We start from the raw sequence: 19,271 nt of genomic DNA, 5'->3' as shown, positions 1-19,271 counted from the left end.
AATTTGCGTTTCAGTTAACAAAATAAACGACTTCATTGAACCTTTCCTACTTCATTGCAAAAAGAATCAGTTTTAAAAAGACGGGAGGTTTCACCGGAACCATCCACAGAATCGCTGTAGCCAGTATTGCGCTTGGCTTGTCTATTATGATTATTTCCTTTTTAATTTTGGGAGGCTTTCAATCAGTGATTTCCAATAAAGTATTTTCCTTTACCGGTCATTTTCAAGTCAACCGCTTTGTGATGAGCCAGTCCTTAGAGGATTCGCCCACAAGTACTACAAGTGACTTTTATACGAATTATAAGGAAAGTGATTATATCCGTCATGTGCAGGTATTTGCCAATAAACCGGCCCTTATCAAAGGTGAAGAGGAAGTGGAAGGTATCATGATGAAAGGGGTAGGTAGGGATTTTGATAGCTTGGCCTTCAAACCATCTATAGTCAAAGGACGGTTTATCCAATTTCCGGAAAATGGGCGGTCCTCAAATGAAATTGTGGTCAGTACCAAAATTGCGAGGAAAATGCTTTTGGATATTGGAAGTAAGGTCACCATGTATTTTGTTCAGGATCCCCCCAGGTTTAGAAGGTTAGAAGTAGTGGGATTATATGAGACTTTTCTGGAAGATTTTGACGACAAGTTTGTACTAGGAGATGTACGTGTAATTCAGGTGCTCAATGATTGGGATGAAGATAAAGTAGGAGGATTTGAGGTCTTTATTAATGATCCGGAAAATATTGATGCTTATGAGGATGAATTGTATGAAAGCATTGATTATGACCTTAGATTAACCAAGGTTACAGACAGGTTTATACAGATTTTCGATTGGTTGGAATTACTGAATAACAATGTTTACGTTTTTTTAGCCTTGATACTGTTTGTTGCTTCCTTTAATATGGTGTCCATCCTCTTTATCTTGATCATGGAACGAACCTCCATGATAGGCTTACTTAAAGCCATGGGTAGCAGTAATCGCCAAATCAGAAATATTTTCATATGGAACGGCATACGGATAATTGGTAGGGGAATGTTGCTGGGCAACTTGATTGGGCTAGGTTTTGGTTTGTTGCAGCAAACAACCCATCTTTTCAAACTCAATGCAGAAAATTATTACATGAGTTATGTTCCTATAGTTTGGGACTGGCCGATAATCCTTGGCTTAAATTTGTTGATTTTGATAATTACTACCCTTGTACTGTTTATTCCGGCCATAATTATTAGTAATGTAAACCCTATCAAATCGATTAAATTTGATTAACCGGCTTAGGTTTCACAAAAATGCTTTTTACTTTCATGTAGATTACGCCTAAAATGGCCTCTCTAAAGATATGTTTAGACATTTTGGATGTGCCTCTGGTGCGGTCTGTGAAAATTATTGGCACTTCCAAAATTTTAAAACCCATCTTCCAGGTAGTAAATTTCATTTCTATTTGGAAAGCGTAACCTATGAATTTCACCTTGTCCAGTTGAATGGCTTCCAAAACTTTTCTATGGTAACAAACAAATCCTGCTGTGGTGTCTTTGATGGGGATTCCTGTGATTAACTGTACATATTTGCTGGCAAAAAAGGACATTAATACCCTGCCCATGGGCCAGTTGACCACATTTACACCGGAAACATACCTGGAACCTATTACCATGTCGTGGTTGCCGGTGACAGCGGCCGTATACAACACACTAAGATCCTGTGGATTGTGCGAAAAATCAGCGTCCATTTCAAAAATATACTCATAACCTTCTTTTAAGGCATAAGCAAAACCTTCCAGGTAGGCAGTTCCCAATCCTAACTTTCCTTTTCTTACGATCAGAGAAAGCCGTTGAGGATAGGTCTCCTGCATTTGTTTTACCAATTCACCTGTGCCGTCCGGAGAGTTGTCATCGATCACCAACAAGTCGAAACTTTCAGGCAATGCCATGACCTCGACAATCATGTCTTGTATATTCTCCTTTTCGTTGAATGTAGGTATTATGACTAGTTTACTGCTTTTCATATTTGAGAATACAAAAGTAGAATTTAATACGGAATATTCTCCGGCTAGTCAAAAAATTTGAACTACAATTATTGTTAAAGAAAGTGAAAATAAGCCATTATAAATTTGCTATTGTGGGTATATTGAAAGGCGCTATCTTGCTTAACAATAAAGCCAACTCAATTTAAATTGTCTTTATAAACGACTAAATCGTCATAGCTAACCCTCCCTGGGGCTTTTTGAGCTAGAAAATGGTGAAGCAGACTCATCTTCTAGGAGGTTCCCACGACTTCCTCTACTCAAATTTCTCACTAAGCCTACCGATAATAGGTTTTAGTCAAGAGTAAGGAACCAATGGCATTAGCGAAAAGCCTGTTTCACTATTGAGCTTACTAAAGGCCAATGTCCTAAAAAGTGATGGACTCTTATTAGATTAAAGGTTTATTGGAATTGACTAATTAAAGAAGTTTTACTGAGGTTGTTCGTTTAACGAGCAGTTTGAATAACATAAGATTGAATTTCATTAATTTGTGTACTAGCAGCTGAGGTAAACCGATAGACATCACAAAAAGCATACATCGAATTTCCCATTTTAATTTCACCATTGACTGAGGCTTCCTTTCCGTGTGAGATGATGGAATGAATGATTAATTCATCTGCAATATTATGTTTCATGGAGTGGATTTCTTTATTAAAGTTTTGCTTGCCTTTGATAGATTTGTCTCCATGGATTTTCCACACTATGTCTTCACTGACATGTGAACATATAAAAGTTGCGTCTCCGTTTGCAAAAGATTCATTGAAAGTTTTAAGAAACTTCTTTTTCGGGGAGTTCCCACAATCCGGGGCGTTGGTCAATTTTGTCATTATTTCTTAAATTTTAAGCATTGGAAATTACTGGTTCATTTTATCGAAGTCCATATAAAGATAATTCCAGCGATGTCCATCCAAGTCCGAAAACGCAAAACCATACATCCAACCTTGTATTTTTGCGGGCCTAGAAAATACAGTACCACCAACTGCTTCCACCTTTGCAGCCATGGTATTTACATATTCTTTACTTGGGGCTCCTATGGATATAAGTAACTCATTGCCTTTTAAAGTATCTGTAACCTTATTCAGTGCAAATTTTTCAAACCGAGTTTCTGTAACCATTAAAACGGATACACCACCAATTTTAAACCCGACCATCTCGGGGGCATCCCTTAGCTTTTCAAAACCAAGCTCAGAAAAAAATGCTTTTGTTTTATTAAGATCCTTAACCGGTAGATTTAACCATAGTTCTTGTGGCATAGAATAATAATTTTTAGTGTAAATCTAATTTCAGAAAAAATAATTTTAATTGTGCAGTGTTCATCCGACACAGTTAGGGGTGATTGCGACAACTTTAGCCATGCTGCATGTATGAAATGCAAAGAAGCATTGGATTGCTTAAATTGAGGCTATTATATAGTGGCCTCTGCAAGTCTGATATAGCTCAAATTAATTACCGAATGATTTAGGTAAATTAGGTAGGGTACAAAAAAAGTGATCATTTTGTGACCACTTCTTAATTTTTCTAGGATTGGTTTTATTAACCTATTACCTCAACGTTTACAGCGTTAAGACCTTTACGACCTTGCTCTTCTTCGTAAGATACTTTGTCATTTTCTCTGATCTCATCGATCAAACCACTATTGTGTACGAAAATGTCTTTACCTGAATCACTAGGTGTAATAAATCCGTATCCCTTTTCTTCGTTGAAAAATTTTACTGTTCCTTCTTGCATTGTTTTATTCGTTTTAATTGTAGTGTTGTTGTTATTAATCTATGCGCTCTACATTGACCGCGTTAAGTCCTTTTTTTCCTTCTTCAGTATCATATGATACTTCGTCGTTTTCCATGATTTCATGGATTAAACCACTGTTGTGGACAAAGATATCTTTGCCTGAATCTTTTGAGGTAATGAATCCATAACCTTTTTCTGTATTGAAAAACTTTACTATTCCTTCTTGCATTAGTATTGTGTATTGTATTGATAAAATAATTTTTATTTGTGGAGAGTGGTCTTGTATTTTTTACGCAAAGTATTGCAATAAATGGATACTTTGATTCTTAAATTTTATAAATAGAGTTTTGACCTATGTTATTACAAATATTGATGCTTAAACAATGACTTTAATACGATTAAACCTTAAAGCTCGATTGCTTACACGATTGCTTTTAAAAATTCCGGTACACTTAATCTAAGGGTAACAAAATGATCAGATCCTGCTGATTTTTTTCGATGTTTATTTATAACAAAAGAATTAAATAATACTTAATTCAATAAAAAAGAAAATGTTGAGGGAATAGCTCTGATTTAATGAACTATCGGAAACGTTGGGAGAAATTCTTAGAGGAAAATACTACTTTTACGTATACTGCTCACTGCCTTTTGCAGTGCACTTGCTTATTTATTGCACCAAACTATATTTTGGATGGCATAAAGGTAATGGTTTTATATTATAATAAACTAATTTATTTTGAAAATTTTTTGTAAAATTGGCACATTTCCTGATTTGGTTAAATTGTGTTGCTCTGGAAATATAGGATTGAAAAACCTTTAGTCCTGAATTGATCAATTGTAAGCTTTACAATCTCCTTGGTGTTGCTTGGCAAATTCATTTCCATTCATGGCTGCAGTTTCCAAATCAAAACAGGCTTGCCTAGGATTTTTTTTCATCATGCAAATGGCCCTTCTAGCCAATGCGTCATAGTGTTTGGGTGCCAGTTCCAGCACTTTGTCAAAATCTTCAACGGCCCAGGCATAATAACCAAATGTCATTAAACCAAAACCTCGGTTATAATAAGCGCTGATATTGTTGGGTTCCAGGTTAATGTATTCGTTAAGTGAAACGATCAGCCCTAGTCCGTCACCGTCATGTGCTTGGGCAATACCTTTATAATAGTGTGGCGTTGCCTCCTCAGGTTTCAGCTTGATGGCCAAGTCCAGGAATTCAACAGCACTTTTATGGCGACCGTTCTTTATCATGGCTCTTGATAAAAATAGCAAAACATCATAGTCCTCAGGGGCGAGCATTGCGGCCTTCAATAGATTGTTCTCTGCTTCAACAAAACGTCCTTTATCCCATGCGAGCTTTGCAATGCCGGTATAAGCATAGGCATATTCCGGATCTAAGGCTAAAATTTTTCTGTAATCAGCTTCTGCTTTTTTCAATTCACCTAACTCTTCATAAGAACGTGCCCTAAGGTGTAGGGATTTGAGGTCTGTAATGCTTACAAAGAGTACCTTATTGAATTCGTCGATAGCTTTTTTATAATCACCACTGTTATAGAGTTGTTCTCCGGTTTTAAAATTCCCAAAACAACCAGTTAAAAGGAAGCAAATAAAAACAATACGTAAAGACATAGGCATTAACACTTTATAAATATTAATTAATTAGTTTAATATAAGGGGTTAAATTAAATCTTGCAAGTTTTTTGATAAAATAAAGAGAGTAGACCTAATTTTTTAGAATAAAGAACCGTATTTACCATTTTACAGGTCTAAATATTTAGGTTTTTCTAGAAACTTAAGATAATCAAGGTTGTTATTCTAAATTTACCCAATACAAAAATATATTTAGCTGTTTTTGGTTGTACTGGTAAGGTTAGTAGCCATAGGGTTTTACTAATCCTATTCCTTTAAAGTATTCTCCTCCCTTTTATACAATAATTTAACATTAGGATAATATTTTGTTTGGTACCGTTAAAAGAGGTCCTGTTTTCTTTGTAGGTATGAATTTTTATGAGCAAAAATGGTTTCCATACCTTTTTATTCTTACCGGCCTGTTTGTTCATTTCATGGGTATTGAAGCATATAGTATTTACATTTTGGATGAAGCCAAAAATGCTGCTGCAGCTATGGAAATGTATCAAAACCGGGAGTGGGTTCTGCCTACTTTCAATGGCTTACCAAGGTATGATAAGCCGCCACTACATTACCACCTTTTTATTATTGGGTATGAAATCTTTGGAATAAACGCTATAGGTGCTCGGTTTTTTTCTGCCATGGCAGGATTTATATGTTTTGTACTTATATACTTTTATTCAAACAAGCTTTTTGGTAGAAAGGCAGCCTTTTATGCAGGTTTAGCCTTGTTGTCTTCCATTCATTGGCAATTGCAATTTCACCTGGCAGTTCCTGATCCATTTTTAATCACTTTCCTTTTTTTGACAATTATCAGCTATGAAAGGTATGTCAGCACGCTATTTAAAACCAGATATTACTTATATGCAGCAGCTTTGTTTTTGGCTTTTGCCACTTTGAGTAAGGGGCCTGTTGCAGTAGTTTTGATTGGGTTGACTGTATTCTTTTATATGGTATTGGACAAAAGACCAATAGGGTTTCATATAAAGCAAGTGGTGAATTTTAAGGCTCTTCTAATTTATTGTATCATTTCTCTTCCATGGTATGTCCTTATTTCCATCCAAACCAAAGGGGTTTGGTTAAAAGAATTTATCTTTCACCATAATCTTAACCGGTTTTCTTCAGCCATGGAAGGGCATGGTGGTGGGGCATTGCTCACACTTATTTTTGTAGCAGTAGGGTTTATACCGGGGATTGCTGCTTTAATACCTGCTATAATTAAAGTCTTTAAGTCACGGAAACCTCCGGTCATAATAGTTTTGGCTTTACTATTTACTACTGTTACCATAGCGTTTTTTATGGTTTCTGGTACCAAACTTCCAAATTATACAGCTCCTGTATACCCATTTCTTGCCCTTATGGTGGGCTGGTATTTTGCAAACCTTAGCCCTGGCAAATTTAAGGCTCCCTCTATCTTTGCTTGCTTGTTAATATTTATTATCCCTCTGACTTTATTTTTACCTCAATTAAAGCATGTTATACCTGAGATAAATGGGCTATCGATTTGGTTTTTTATACCTTCAATTTTAGGCTGTATTGGTCTTTTCCTGTGTTTATATAAAAAATATGAAAAAAGCTGGTTATTGGGTTGTTTGGGTTATATCTGTTTTACCGGGCTGCTGTTTTATGATGCCTTGCCTAATATTGATACAAAAAATCCTGTGTTTCAATCTAATAATCTTTGGGTAAATAACAATCAGCTATACTATTTTCGAGCATTTAATCCTGCTTTTGTTTTCAATAGTAAACAAAGAATACTATCCATTGAAGATCCTAAGTATGCACCCAAGGCCGGAGACCTAATCATAACCAATAACAAAAACCTAAATGAATTGGAGGAAATAGGGATCAAAGCTTCCAAAGTATTTGAAGGAGAAGATCTTTTTGAGGGCTCAGTCACAGTTATTATGCGTGTCTACGAAGAAGAACTATCCATTCGGCAATAGTCTCCATATAATTTATAAGCCTTCATTATATTTTGGAAAGCTTGTATTATCAATATTAAAAATTTCCGGTAGCCTGAATAGAGCAAATAGGTTTAAAATGATTTATTGATAAGGTTAAGGGAAGGTTTTCTAGGGAAAGGCTAGTAAGTATTGTGAACATCGTTTAAGTCAATCGATTACTTGAAAGGAAACAATTAATGATGAATTTCGAATAGGAATGGTTGGTTATAAAATGGGTTTGATTCAAAGCAATAAAGCTTATTTAATAGGGGAGAGGCCTATGATTGTTTCTTTATAGAGAAGGTAAAGCGCTAAATAGCTGCAGAGTGATTTAAATGATTGCTTTTTTGAAAGGATTGCTGGCAGTCGAGTCCGTTTAGTAGAATCTTAAATTAGGTCCTCTTAGTTTAAGTAGGTTGACTTAATTAAAATTTTGTATTTTAGTTGGGATACAGTAAATTGTTTGTGAAAACATTTAAGTAAGCTTTAAATCTTTAAAGAAAAACCGAAAGTAAAATGTAAAGGCTTAAGTCCATTCCATTAAATTTTAGTTAACTTATGATTTTCTCTTTACCCTTAGGAAGTTTAGGAATAGTTTTGCCTTAAATATAAACGAAATGGATCAGCAATTACTAAAGGAAATATTTGAAACGTATTACTCAAGGCTTGTATTGTTTTCTAATCGTTATGTTGGTCAGGATTCTATAGCTGAGGATATAGTGCAAGAGGCTTTTGTAAAACTATGGGACAAGAGGGCCGAAATCCGTGACAGTTCCAATGAAAGCCTAAAGTCCTATTTGTACCACACGGTAAAGACCAAATCTCTTAATTTTTTAAAACATACTAAGGTGAAACAGGCCTTTGAAAATGATAACCAGCCGGAAGAGCATATCCTGCCTGTATTGCATACTATCCTTGAGGCTGAACTAATTTCGGAAGTCCATGCTGCTATAGATGATTTACCGTCGGAATGTCGCAAAGTAGCACGGGAGCTATTTATCAAGGGTAAAAAATATAGTGAGGTGGCAGAGACACTCCAAATATCAATAAATACAGTAAAATCACAGCGCCAAAGAGCTTTAACCCTTCTAAAGCCCCGTTTATCTGAGATGGTTTTTGTGTTGATATCCCTATATTATCCTTATGTTAAATTCTGATTTAATACATTAATTTAAAATTAAATTCGGAAAATATTAAGGGTGGAGACACCCTTTTTTGTTTTTAAGTTGTCTTACCTACAAACAAGTAGAAAATTTGATTCAAGAAAAAATCAATTGGAAACATCTGGAGCTGATAAAAAAAGAAGCACTCCATGGATTGGAAAAATCCGAGCAAAAGCTTTTTGACCAATTATTTGCAACAGATAAAAAATTTCAGAATGCTGTTTTGCATGGCCGAAAAAGAAATGATTGGCATAGCAGTTTAAATAGACTGGACAATTTGGATACAGAAGCAGGTTGGAATAAGGTGGCAAGAAAAATTCAGCAAAATTCGCTTCAAGAAAAAAAGGTTACCACTTGGTGGCCATATGCTGCGGTTTTGGTTTGTGGGCTTTTGCTATCCGCTTTATATTTCAGGTTTGGAATAAATGCTGTTGAAGATGTTGGTTTTCAGGCCAGTAGCAGACCCATTCATGTACAACCGGGAGAAGATAAGGCAGTTTTGATCTTAGGCGACGGGGAAGAAATGGTTCTAGGAAAAATGGATAGCATGACTATCAATAAAAATAGCATGTCCATTCAAGTACACCAAGACAAAATGTCTTTTTCCGATGGAGAAAAAGAAAATAGTAAAATTGAATTCAACCAATTGATTACACCTGTGGGAGGGAGGTATATGCTAGAATTGGCTGATGGGACCAAAGTATGGTTAAATGCTGACTCAAAGATTATTTTTCCTTCCCAATTCGAAGAAGGGAAACGAGAAGTAAGTATTCGAGGTGAGGTTTATCTGGAAGTTGCCAAAGATATAGAGCGTCCCTTTTTAGTGAATGTATTTAAAGAAAATGAAAGTATACCGGAAGTTAGTGTGGAAGTATTGGGAACTGAATTTAATATTTCCGCCTACCCGGATCAAGATTATATAGCAACTACCTTAATAGAGGGGGAAGTTAAGGTGGGTACTACAAATCAATATGTGAAGCTAACTCCCGGTTTTCAGGCTATAAGCAATTCAGTTGACTTGCCCATAAAGGTAAAGTCAGCGAATATTGCTTCAGTTATAGGCTGGAAAGATCGAATGTTTGTCTTTGAGGAGGAAAATCTAGAAGACATCATGAAAAAAATTGGGCGTTGGTATGGCGTGGATGTATCTTTTGCTTCATCAGTCCACCAAAAGAAATTCAGTGGTCAGATTTCTCAGGATCTAGAAATCTCAGCCGTTTTGGATCTTTTGCAATTGACAGGAGAAGTGACTTTCATCCTCAACTCAGCTAATAAGCTTACAGTAAAATAATTTGATACGCATATAAAATTAAAGGCCTATGTAAGAAGATTTATCCTTCCCCCAATTTAACGAAATGAATATAGGAGGTAAAAGTAACAGTAAGAATTGAGTGTAAGGAAGCAATCCACCTGCTTGATTCGAACAATATAGTTACCATTACCTAAATTAAAATAATAATTTACTTAGTTAAACCATATGCTATTGATCAAATTGGTGAATTCTATTAAACAGGATTTAAAACATTAGGAATAATAAAAACCTGAATGCTCAGGATATAATTCTGGGCAATTGTTAGGTATAAAACAGGACAATAACAGCCAATCCATTAATGTGTAATTCTGTTCATTAGGATATTAAAGGGATTTACAGATACCTTGTCCAATTTTAATGGATAGGCTTGATCTCTGAGTGACCAAAAACAATAGCTAAAACAATCCAACCGACCGTATAATATGTATCGATCACTATCCAAAAGGAGCAGTACCGGGAGAGGTATGCCTGCTAAATTAAGGTGGTTTTGCCAGATAACCCTAATACTGGTTTTATCAACCTATTTACAGGTTTTTGCCAACGTATTTGCTCAAAAACTTAGTATTCACAAAGAAAATGCCTCTCTTATTGAGGTGATAAAAGATATTCAGGCTCAGACGGGCATTAGTTTTTTATATTCATCTGATGTGCTAAAAATAGCCGAACCAGGAAGTATAAATTTTGAAAATGCCTCAATAACTGATGTCCTTGATGCCTGTTTTAAAGATCAACCTTTACACTATGAGATTAAGGACAATACCATAGTAGTCCGAAGAAAAAGCGAAGAGGTTTCCAGAGTAATTTATCAAGACATTGAAGGTGTTGTGCGTGACAAGGATGATCAAAGCCCTATCATTGGAGCAACAATCCTAATTAAAGGCACGGAAAAAGGAGTGATCACGGATCTAGATGGACGTTTCAAAATTAGATCCAATAATCTTCCGGTCACTATAGTGGTTAGTTATATAGGGTATCTTTCCCAGGAAATTGTTGTTAGTAATGACAAACCACTTGATATAGTACTGAGCCAAAGTGCATCCGATTTAGCAGAGTTTGTTGTAATAGGTTATGGAGAAACCAAGAAAGAAAACCTCAGTGGGGCAGTAGACATGGTTGGGGCTGAAAAATTAGAAAATCGGCAAATACCCAATTTAGGAGAAGGTCTTCAAGGGCTCATTCCAAACCTAAATATTACACGAAATAGCGGAAGAGCCGGAGATGGTCCATCCTTTAATATTCGAGGGCTTACCTCATTAAATGGAGGAAGCCCATTAATATTGGTAGATAACGTACCGGTAACTTCCTCAGAGCTTACAAATATCAATCCCTCAGATATAGAAAGTGTTTCGGTATTAAAAGATGCCTCGTCTGCTGCCATTTATGGTGCACGTGCAGCTTTTGGGGTAGTATTGATCACTACTAAAGGAGCTTCTTCTTCAGAAATAAAGGTAAATGGGAGCTTGGTTTATGGTATGCGAACGCTAGGGGATATCCCAGATATAGTAACCGATCCTTACCAAGCAATGAAATATAAGCACGAAGCGGCCTGGCCATTGTATAACCTTTACCCTGAAGAAAGCAGGGCTTATGCTTTGGAACGTTCACAGGATCCGAGCCTGCCTTCTGTAATCTTGAATCCTAGCAATCCTGATTACTACCAGTATATTGGTCAGACCAACTGGATGAAAGAAGTTTATAAAAACAAGAGTTCTAGTTATTCTGCCAACTTTTCCGTGTCAAAGAAAGACAAAGAGTTGAGTTATTATTTTTCAGGGGGTTACTACAGGCAAGATGGGATGCTTAAATATGGAAACGACAGCTATGAGCGATTAAATTTACGTGCCAAGACGGAAATGAAGCTTACCGATTGGCTTACATTGGGAAACAATACGGCTTATGCCAATACAACCTATGACAGACCTTATTATAATGAATGGTTGTTTTTCCATAATGTAAACCGAACCAATTCACTTGATGTGCCTAGGAACCCTGATGGAAGTTGGACTTCAGCCGGAGCAGAGATTTTGGGTAGGCTACAAGAAGGCGGAAGAAATATTGCCGACAATAACGATATTATGACCAAATTTGATATTAAAGCAAATTTGGTAAAAGACATTCTTCAATTGAAAGGAGATGCTACTTTGCGGAGGATAAGTTCCTATGGCAAAGCATATGACATGGCTGTACCTTATAAAACAGGACCCGATCAGCCTGTGCAGTTCAGAGGAGCAAATCCTAATTTTGCTCAGTCTAATGCCTCTGCTGTCAAACATACTATCTATAATATTTACCTCGATTTTGACAAAACGTTCAATACTGTTCATGCTTTCAAAGTTTTGGCAGGATTCAATCAGGAAAGCAGAATATACGAAAATTTTTGGGCCAGTAGAAGAGGTTTGGTTACGACCAACTTACCTAGCATAGGTTTGGCAACAGGAGATTGGAATGGAGATGAAGGTTATTCAGACTGGGCTGTTAGAGGGGTTTTTTATCGCATGAATTATATTTTTGACGACCGCTATATAGTAGAGTTTAATGGCAGGTACGATGGCTCATCGCGTTTTCCAAAAGAAGACCGTTTCGGTTTTTTCCCTTCTGCATCAATGGCTTGGGTGCTTTCTGAAGAGGAGTTTCTTCAACCCCTTAAATCAAGCATACAATTAGATTTTTTGAAGCTTAGAGCATCCTATGGTACCCTCGGTAATCAATCGGTAGCAGATTATGGGTATATACCTTCCATGGGTTCCGGACAAATAGGGCAGGTTATTGGTGGGCAAAGGCCTCAGACTGTGTCTCCTGCAGGCTTAGTGGCTGGTTCTTTGACATGGGAATCTGTCCAAAGTAAAAACCTAGGAATAGACTTGCGTTTCTGGGATGGAAAATTGGGTGTTACGGCTGACGTTTTTTCGCGGTTGACAAAGGATATGTTGGTCAAAGGAAAAACCCTCCCTGCAGTGCTTGGTGCAAGCGAACCGAAAATCAATGCGGGAGACCTTGAAACCAGGGGTTTTGAAGTGAGGTTAGATTGGAGAGATGAAATAGCTATGGCTGGTACTCCATTAAATTACAGTGTTGGATTCAATTTAGGAGATTATCAGTCTGAAATTCTAAAATACGACAACCCTACGGGTTTACTTAACGACTATTATGAGGGGCAGACCATCGGTGAAATCTGGGGTCTTACCAATGATGGTTTTTTCCAGTCCGAAGCAGAATTAGACCAACTAGACCAGACTGCTGTGGGTTCTGATGACCAAGGGTATGTGTTTTATGTGGGCGACCTTCGCTTTTCTGACCTGAATGGGGATGGGGTGATCGACAGGGGGGACTGGACCTTAGAAGATCATGGTGATTTCAAGAAAATAGGCAATACCACGCCAAGGTATTCCTATGGTGCAGATTTGTCTGCAGACTGGAGGGGGTTTGACCTTAGAATGTTTTTTCAAGGTGTGGGGAAAAAGGATTGGTATCCCGAGGCTTCTAACCATTATTTCTGGGGAGTCTATGCTCAGCCATGGACAAATGTCCAGGCCCATAACCTGGATCATTGGACTCCGGAAACGCCGGATGGCTATTTCCCTAGAGTGAAATCATACATTGCAGAAGACAGGTCTGAATTGGGTATTCCTCAAACGAGGTATTTGCAGAATGCAGCCTATGTACGTTTAAAAAACCTAACCATAGGTTATACCTTTCCTAAAGCGATGCTTGACCGTTTAAAAATTCAAAACCTGAGGCTTTATTTTTCCGGAGAAAACCTTTTCGAGGTTTCTCATTTAAAAGCTAAACTTGACCCTGAAGTAGTAGGTGCAGGAGGAAGCAGCAATACCACCACTTATCCATTCCAAAGAACTTATTCTTTAGGAGTTAATTTTACCCTTTAAGTTTATATTCAAATAAATCATGAAAAAGACTATTTATAAATTTTTCCTAGTAGCAACCCTGGGAAGTACATTTAGCGCTTGTAATGATGATTTCCTGCAAAGGGATCCACATACGGACATAACTGCCGACCAGTTTTTCAATACTGCAACGGATTTGGAAACATATACCAATGGGCTCTATGCTCAAATGCGCTACTCTTATGAAGACCTTGGAACTGATAATATATCGCTTTATACTGGTAGTACAGAGACAGATCAGTTGCTTATTGGGAGTCTAAATGAAGGAAATATTGGAGGTTGGTCAGATTGGTCAGATCTTAGAAGAATTAATTATATGTTGAGCCGTGCAGACAGGGTGCAGGGGGATCAGGCAGAAATCAACCATTATATAGGTATTGCAAGATTTTTTAGAGCTTGGTATTATTTTGAAAAAGTAAAACGGTACAGTGATGTTCCTTGGTACACCATTGACCTTACTGACAATGCTGAAGAACTCTTGTACAAGACGCAAGATTCAAGAGTGGATGTTATGGACAACGTATTGGAGGACCTTAACTTTGCTGTCGCAAATATCCTACCGGGAAGTGACAAAACCAAAATAACGAATGAGGCAGCACTTCTGTTATTAAGCAGAGTATCTTTGTTTGAAGGTACATTTAGGAAATACCATGAGGAATTGAACCTTGGGGCTACAGCTAATGATTGGTTAAATGTATCCATGGAAGCCTCCAAGAAATTGATAGATGCCCGTTCACTGGAAATTTACAATACCGGAAATGTGGCGGAAGACTACAGCGGAATTTTCAGAAGTGCAGATTTATCCGCTAATCATGAAATGATTCTTTATGCAGATGCAGACCAAAAACTAGGTGTGGGAAATAATTCTCACGTAGTATACAACTGGCAATGGTCATTGAGTAAAAACCTTGTTGACAGTTACCTTATGACAGATGGTACTTTTTTTAGTAAGGTTCCGGGATGGGACAAAAAGGGTTTTGTAGAGGTATTTGAAAATCGTGACCCAAGAATGAAGGCAACAATAGCCTACCCAGGTTTTAAAACAACTGATGATGGAGAACCAGCCAGAACCAGTCCCAATTTTGGTGGGTACATGCAGGCAAAATTCTATCCCGAGGAGGCTTTAAGGTTAGGCTGGAACCTGAATTTTACAGATTTGCCCATATTCAGGTTTGCAGAAGCCCTATTGAATTTTGCTGAAGCCAAAGCGGAATTAGGCTTGCTTACACAAGATGATTTGAACAAATCAGTGAATCTCCTGAGAGCTAGGGCAGGGATGCCTGACATGCAAATGGATAAGTTATCAATAGATGAGCTTATTGCCTCCAGATACCCTCAAATTGCAGGAAATGCAGTATTATTGGAGATTAGAAGAGAAAGAAGGGTGGAATTGGCCTGTGAAGGCCTGCGATATCAGGATATCTTAAGATGGGCAGCAGGGGAAGTATATGACGGAGGCCAACAAGGAATGTATGTCCCCCAATTGGGAGCATTTGATGTCACAGGTGATGGTCTGCAAGACATTGCCATTTTAGAAGCTCCAGGAATGGAATCTCCACTCGATGAATTATCTACAGAAGTAAAAAAAAACTTGTCCATGTATTATTTAAAAGATGAAAACGGATCAGCCCAGAGCTTTTACTTGTCAGAAGGAGACCATGGTTTTATTAATTTTACAAAGAATAAGAATAATGTCCCTCAATTTATTGGTCCAAATTACTATTATCGTCCCTTGCCCCAACAACAGTTAATCTTAAATAGCAATTTAGTTCAAAATCAATTTTGGAAATAAAATAATGATGAATAGAAGAAAAATTTTAAGAAATACATCAACAGTGGTTGCAGCGAGTGCTGCACCTGCTGTTGCTATAGGAAAGCCCAAACCGGTACTCACCGTGGCACATATCACAGATGTTCACATTACTTCTGGAAATGACATTCCTGAAAGGGCCATAACTTATCTCAAGGAAGTTACAGACCATAAACCTGACTTTATTCTTAATGGAGGAGACTCCATTATGGATGCATCCTACGATGGTACAAGTCGAGAGAAAGTAATTCAGCAATGGGAAGTATGGGATAAATTCAGAAATAGTGCTTCAGCTTTTGAAATGTACAGTTGTATAGGTAACCATGATCCATGGTGGGATGTAGAAAATAAGGAAGAGGATGAAATGTATGGCATTCCCTATGTGGTTAAGCGACTTGGAATTCCTCACAGGTATTATAGTTTTAGAAAAAGAGGATGGCATTTCATAGTGCTGGATGGTAACAACAAAGGAACCACATTGGACGAAGAACAATATCAATGGCTTAAAAAAGAATTGGAGCAATTAGCTTCCAATACTCCTGTCTTATTGATGTCTCATTACCCAATCTTATCTGTAACCGGTTCTTGGGAAGGAGGCCAGCACGGAGATCTGGTGAAACTTAAGGCTTTGTTTCATAAATACAAAGATAAGGTAAAGGTTTGTCTTGGAGGACACCAGCACCTTTTAGACAGTGTTTGGTACAATGATGTCAAATATTTCTGCAATGGCTCCATGAGTGGCTATTGGTGGGGAGAAGGAGATGAACGCTCTTCCAATGCTTTTTATTACCAGGAAACACCACCCGGATTTGCCATATTAAAGCTGTATTCGGATGGTTCACTGGAGAATAACTATTATTCCCTATTGGACAATCAAAAAATAATCTAGTTCAAGACGAAAGAAAAAAATATGAATTTGAAGGTAAATGCGGTCCTAAGCCTAACTGGCCTATTCTTGTTTGCTGTGCTTCATGTGTATGGGCAAGATGTGTTAATTGAATTTGAAGAAGACTCACCCTTTTACGAGACCAAAGTAAGTCAGGCTAAACCGAGTGTGGTTTTTGACACCCAAGTCCGAAGGTTTGCACCCGGACTTGAGGGAAGAGCACTTGACCTTACCAATGATGCATCACTCAGGATGCCCATTCTAATCAAGGAAAGTCTGAAGCTTCCATATGGAGAGCGTGATTCGTTTGGGGTTTCATTTTGGGTTAAAACCAAGAAAAATGCCCTCCAGGGTTCAATACTTGCTGGAAACAAAAAGGCAATAGGTAAAGAAGAAAAAGGATGGATGATCAACGCAACGCTCTATGGTGGTTGGGAGCTTTATATCAGTGATGGAAAAAGTGAGTATGTTTATCAACCCACCTTGGCTCATCAGCAGATAAATGATGGAGATTGGCACCAGATAGGTTTCTCGATAGATCGTGCTTCAGAGAATCTCTACTTATTTTTTGATGGAGAGCAAAAAGGAATCTATAATATTCCCGGTCTAGGAAATTTACAAAGTGAATTGAAAACTGGTTTTGGAGGGACAGCAGGCAACTGGGATTATCTGGGACAGTGGGAAGCATTTAATGGTTATCTGGACAATATTGCTATTGTCAATGGTGGATTAACAAGGGAAACTTTGGTTCAGGCCTACCAAAAACATTATCCACAAAAGAAAAACCAAACAGTGTTAAGTGATAGTTTTAAATTAATGTCTTGGAATATTTGGCATGGTGGACATAGATTTGGCAAACAGGTAGGATTAGAAAGGGTTATCGAAACCATCAAATCACATCATCCGGATATCATTACGCTGATAGAGACCTATGGTTCTGTAGAAGAGATAGCTGATGCCCTTGGGTACCACTTTTACCTGATAAGTTCAAATCTTTCTATCTTAAGCAAATACCCCGTGAAAAATACCATTAAAGCCTTTAGGCCTTTTAATTTTGGAGGGGTATTGTTGGATTTGCCCGGTAATAAAGAATTAGTGGTTTTGGATACTTGGCTGCATTATTTGCCAGACTATCAAAAAAGTTTGGTAGAAGATAAACTTAGCCCTAAGGAACTTATTGTTGCTGAAGGTGAAACGCGACATAAGGAAGTGGTGGAAATACTTAAGCAAATTAATCCATACCTTCAATCTGCAGATGAAACGCCAATAATAATGCCAGGTGATTTTAATGTTGAGTCTCATCTGGACTGGACTTCTGCTACCAAAGATCTTCATCATGGTTATGAGGTAGCATGGCCTGTTTCCTTAGAAATGGAAAAGGCAGGTTTTGTCGATAGTTTTAGAGAGGCTTATCCCAACCCACTTGAATCCCCGGGCTTTACCTATTGGCCCTTTTACCGAGGTGATGGTAGTGATTATATTAGGCCTAGAATAGACTATATTTTCTATAAAGGGAATAAATTGAAAATGGTAGATTCCAAGGTAGTGGATAAACACCCTGTGATGTTCCCATCCGACCATGCAGCTGTTCTTACTGAGTTTGTCTACCAATAATTTTTAAAATAAAAGGTTAACTTTTGCTATTAAAAGGCCGGAAAGGAGTTCGTTGTAATCTATTCCGGCCTTTTATAATTATTTGTTGCTTTTGTGCAAGACCGCTTTCATAGTATTAAAAATTCCAAGCTCCCTAATTTAATGTTCGATATCTCATCTATAGGCCTTTCTATAGCTTACTGGTTACCGGTGATGATTTTACTTGGCCAAGTACTTTTTTTCGTTTTGGGAAAAGGCTTTTTCTGTATTTTTTCTTTGAGAAGTACTTAATGGTTAGCCAACGTCCTCCATAAGCAGAGGCAACACCCAGAGCAGAACCTGCAATCACATCCGGAAGGAAATGTTGCATTAAATATACCCTGCTAAAACCGGTTAAAATAGCGATACCCAATAATAACAGCTGGTAATTTTTTCTCTTGTGGTTGAGCATGGCCAAAGCACATGTTAGCATAAAGACAGTTGTGGTGTGTCCTGAGGGGAAAGTATTCCAATGGCTCATGGGAACCCCCGGCACCGTATAAAAGTCAAAACCTTTCAAGTATTCAGCAGGTCTCGGCATGCCATGGAAAAGAACCCTTTTACCTATTGTTACCAGAAACATGTGTATAAGCGTGGACCAAGCTAAAAAAATTGAAAAACTGTATTTGACCAAAAGCATGGCTAAGATCGGAAGAATCACTATTGCGCCATCACCCAAATGAGTAATCCCTGCAAAGAACAAGTCAAGGAGGGGAGAATGATTTTCGTTTACCATCAATTCAAACTGTCCTTTTTCGTAGAAGGGGAGCAAGAGACAGGCCGATATAATAATGTAAAGGTAGGCTTTAAAATAGATTTTTGCGCGGGTCTTTTTTCTTTTCATAACTAATGAAAAGGTAAGCACAAGCTAGCAATAACCGGTTAAACCATTGTTATGGAAATTTTAAAAAATTGATTTTGCTAATAGAAATTTTACCCGGAATATAACCGAGATTAATAGCTAAGTTAATTGCCATTTCTCCTGAGAGGTGGCTTCAAAAATGGGAAGATTAAAGATTAGTTTGACTTCTTTTCTGGAGAGGTGTTTTCAAGGTATTCAATTACAGGGGCAATTTTCCCGGTAAATGATCTTGAATATAACCTGTTCCATTTGCCTGACTTTAATTGGAGGTTTAAAGAATAGAATTTCCCGCGCCATAAGGTCTGAATTTTTTGGACATTCCATTTTTGCAGATCAACATCAAGGTTGATATCCTCCTTTTTTAAGGGATGGAAAATGGTCAATTTATTTCCTTGAAGA

General features: G+C 37.5%; 16 protein-coding genes. 8 read left to right on the top strand and 8 right to left on the bottom strand.

Going from position 1 to position 19,271, the window contains the following annotated elements:
* Positions 1-35: 35 nt before the first annotated feature.
* The gene (locus tag AAC037_RS00415) at positions 36-1,256 is read left to right on the top strand and encodes an FtsX-like permease family protein (protein WP_339900800.1); all 1,221 of its coding nucleotides are present in this window, start codon (positions 36-38) and stop codon (positions 1,254-1,256) included.
* On the opposite strand, the gene AAC037_RS00410 is transcribed toward AAC037_RS00415, so the two are convergent.
* From AAC037_RS00410 to AAC037_RS00385, 6 genes are all read right to left on the bottom strand, one after another.
* Positions 1,243-1,989, bottom strand: a complete 747-nt coding sequence (locus AAC037_RS00410; protein ID WP_339900798.1) for a polyprenol monophosphomannose synthase — start codon at positions 1,987-1,989, stop codon at positions 1,243-1,245. The two genes, AAC037_RS00415 and AAC037_RS00410, sit on opposite strands and share 14 nt — an antisense overlap.
* A gap of 465 nt (positions 1,990-2,454) precedes the next feature.
* On the bottom strand, positions 2,455-2,835 hold the full coding sequence (locus tag AAC037_RS00405) for a nuclear transport factor 2 family protein (protein ID WP_339900797.1): 381 nt from the start codon (positions 2,833-2,835) through the stop codon (positions 2,455-2,457).
* A 27-nt stretch (positions 2,836-2,862) separates the two neighbouring features.
* Complete coding sequence (locus AAC037_RS00400) at positions 2,863-3,261, bottom strand: VOC family protein (RefSeq protein WP_339900795.1); 399 nt, start codon at positions 3,259-3,261, stop codon at positions 2,863-2,865.
* A 280-nt stretch (positions 3,262-3,541) separates the two neighbouring features.
* On the bottom strand, positions 3,542-3,736 hold the full coding sequence (locus tag AAC037_RS00395; protein WP_014022331.1) for a cold-shock protein: 195 nt from the start codon (positions 3,734-3,736) through the stop codon (positions 3,542-3,544).
* A gap of 34 nt (positions 3,737-3,770) precedes the next feature.
* The gene (locus tag AAC037_RS00390; protein ID WP_303611445.1) at positions 3,771-3,965 is read right to left on the bottom strand and encodes a cold-shock protein; all 195 of its coding nucleotides are present in this window, start codon (positions 3,963-3,965) and stop codon (positions 3,771-3,773) included.
* 602 nt (positions 3,966-4,567) lie between these two features.
* Positions 4,568-5,359: a tetratricopeptide repeat protein gene (locus tag AAC037_RS00385; protein WP_339900792.1), complete on the bottom strand. Its 792-nt coding sequence runs from the start codon at positions 5,357-5,359 to the stop codon at positions 4,568-4,570.
* 326 nt (positions 5,360-5,685) lie between these two features.
* Here AAC037_RS00385 and AAC037_RS00380 point away from each other — a divergent pair, with 326 nt between their 5' ends.
* The 7 genes from AAC037_RS00380 (at position 5,686) to AAC037_RS00350 (ending at position 17,992) form a co-directional block, all read left to right on the top strand.
* A complete protein-coding gene (locus AAC037_RS00380; RefSeq protein WP_339900790.1) occupies positions 5,686-7,305 on the top strand; it encodes a glycosyltransferase family 39 protein in 1,620 nt (539 codons plus the stop codon).
* Between the two features lie 617 nt (positions 7,306-7,922).
* The gene (locus AAC037_RS00375; protein WP_339900788.1) at positions 7,923-8,462 is read left to right on the top strand and encodes an RNA polymerase sigma-70 factor; all 540 of its coding nucleotides are present in this window, start codon (positions 7,923-7,925) and stop codon (positions 8,460-8,462) included.
* Positions 8,463-8,559: 97 nt separating this feature from the next.
* Entirely contained in the window at positions 8,560-9,759 is a 1,200-nt protein-coding gene (locus tag AAC037_RS00370) for a FecR family protein (protein ID WP_339900786.1), read from the top strand.
* Positions 9,760-10,202: 443 nt separating this feature from the next.
* The gene (locus AAC037_RS00365; protein ID WP_339900784.1) at positions 10,203-13,664 is read left to right on the top strand and encodes a TonB-dependent receptor; all 3,462 of its coding nucleotides are present in this window, start codon (positions 10,203-10,205) and stop codon (positions 13,662-13,664) included.
* Between the two features lie 19 nt (positions 13,665-13,683).
* Positions 13,684-15,474, top strand: a complete 1,791-nt coding sequence (locus AAC037_RS00360) for a RagB/SusD family nutrient uptake outer membrane protein (protein WP_339900782.1) — start codon at positions 13,684-13,686, stop codon at positions 15,472-15,474.
* 4 nt (positions 15,475-15,478) lie between these two features.
* Positions 15,479-16,381 (top strand): metallophosphoesterase, encoded by a 903-nt coding sequence (locus AAC037_RS00355; RefSeq protein ID WP_339900780.1) that lies wholly within the window; start codon positions 15,479-15,481, stop codon positions 16,379-16,381.
* 21 nt (positions 16,382-16,402) lie between these two features.
* Positions 16,403-17,992 (top strand): endonuclease/exonuclease/phosphatase family protein, encoded by a 1,590-nt coding sequence (locus tag AAC037_RS00350; RefSeq protein WP_339900778.1) that lies wholly within the window; start codon positions 16,403-16,405, stop codon positions 17,990-17,992.
* A gap of 169 nt (positions 17,993-18,161) precedes the next feature.
* Here AAC037_RS00350 and AAC037_RS00345 read toward each other — a convergent pair whose 3' ends face one another.
* Complete coding sequence (locus tag AAC037_RS00345; RefSeq protein ID WP_339900776.1) at positions 18,162-18,854, bottom strand: phosphatase PAP2 family protein; 693 nt, start codon at positions 18,852-18,854, stop codon at positions 18,162-18,164.
* 173 nt (positions 18,855-19,027) lie between these two features.
* The coding region (locus AAC037_RS00340) for a hypothetical protein (protein ID WP_339900774.1) at positions 19,028-19,271 on the bottom strand (244 nt) is incomplete at its 5' end.

Origin of the sequence: uncultured Cyclobacterium sp. (assembly GCF_963976465.1) — a bacterium.
In the GTDB taxonomy this organism is placed as follows: Bacteria; Bacteroidota; Bacteroidia; order Cytophagales; family Cyclobacteriaceae; genus Cyclobacterium.
This window is presented reverse-complemented; position numbering and strand designations above follow the sequence as displayed.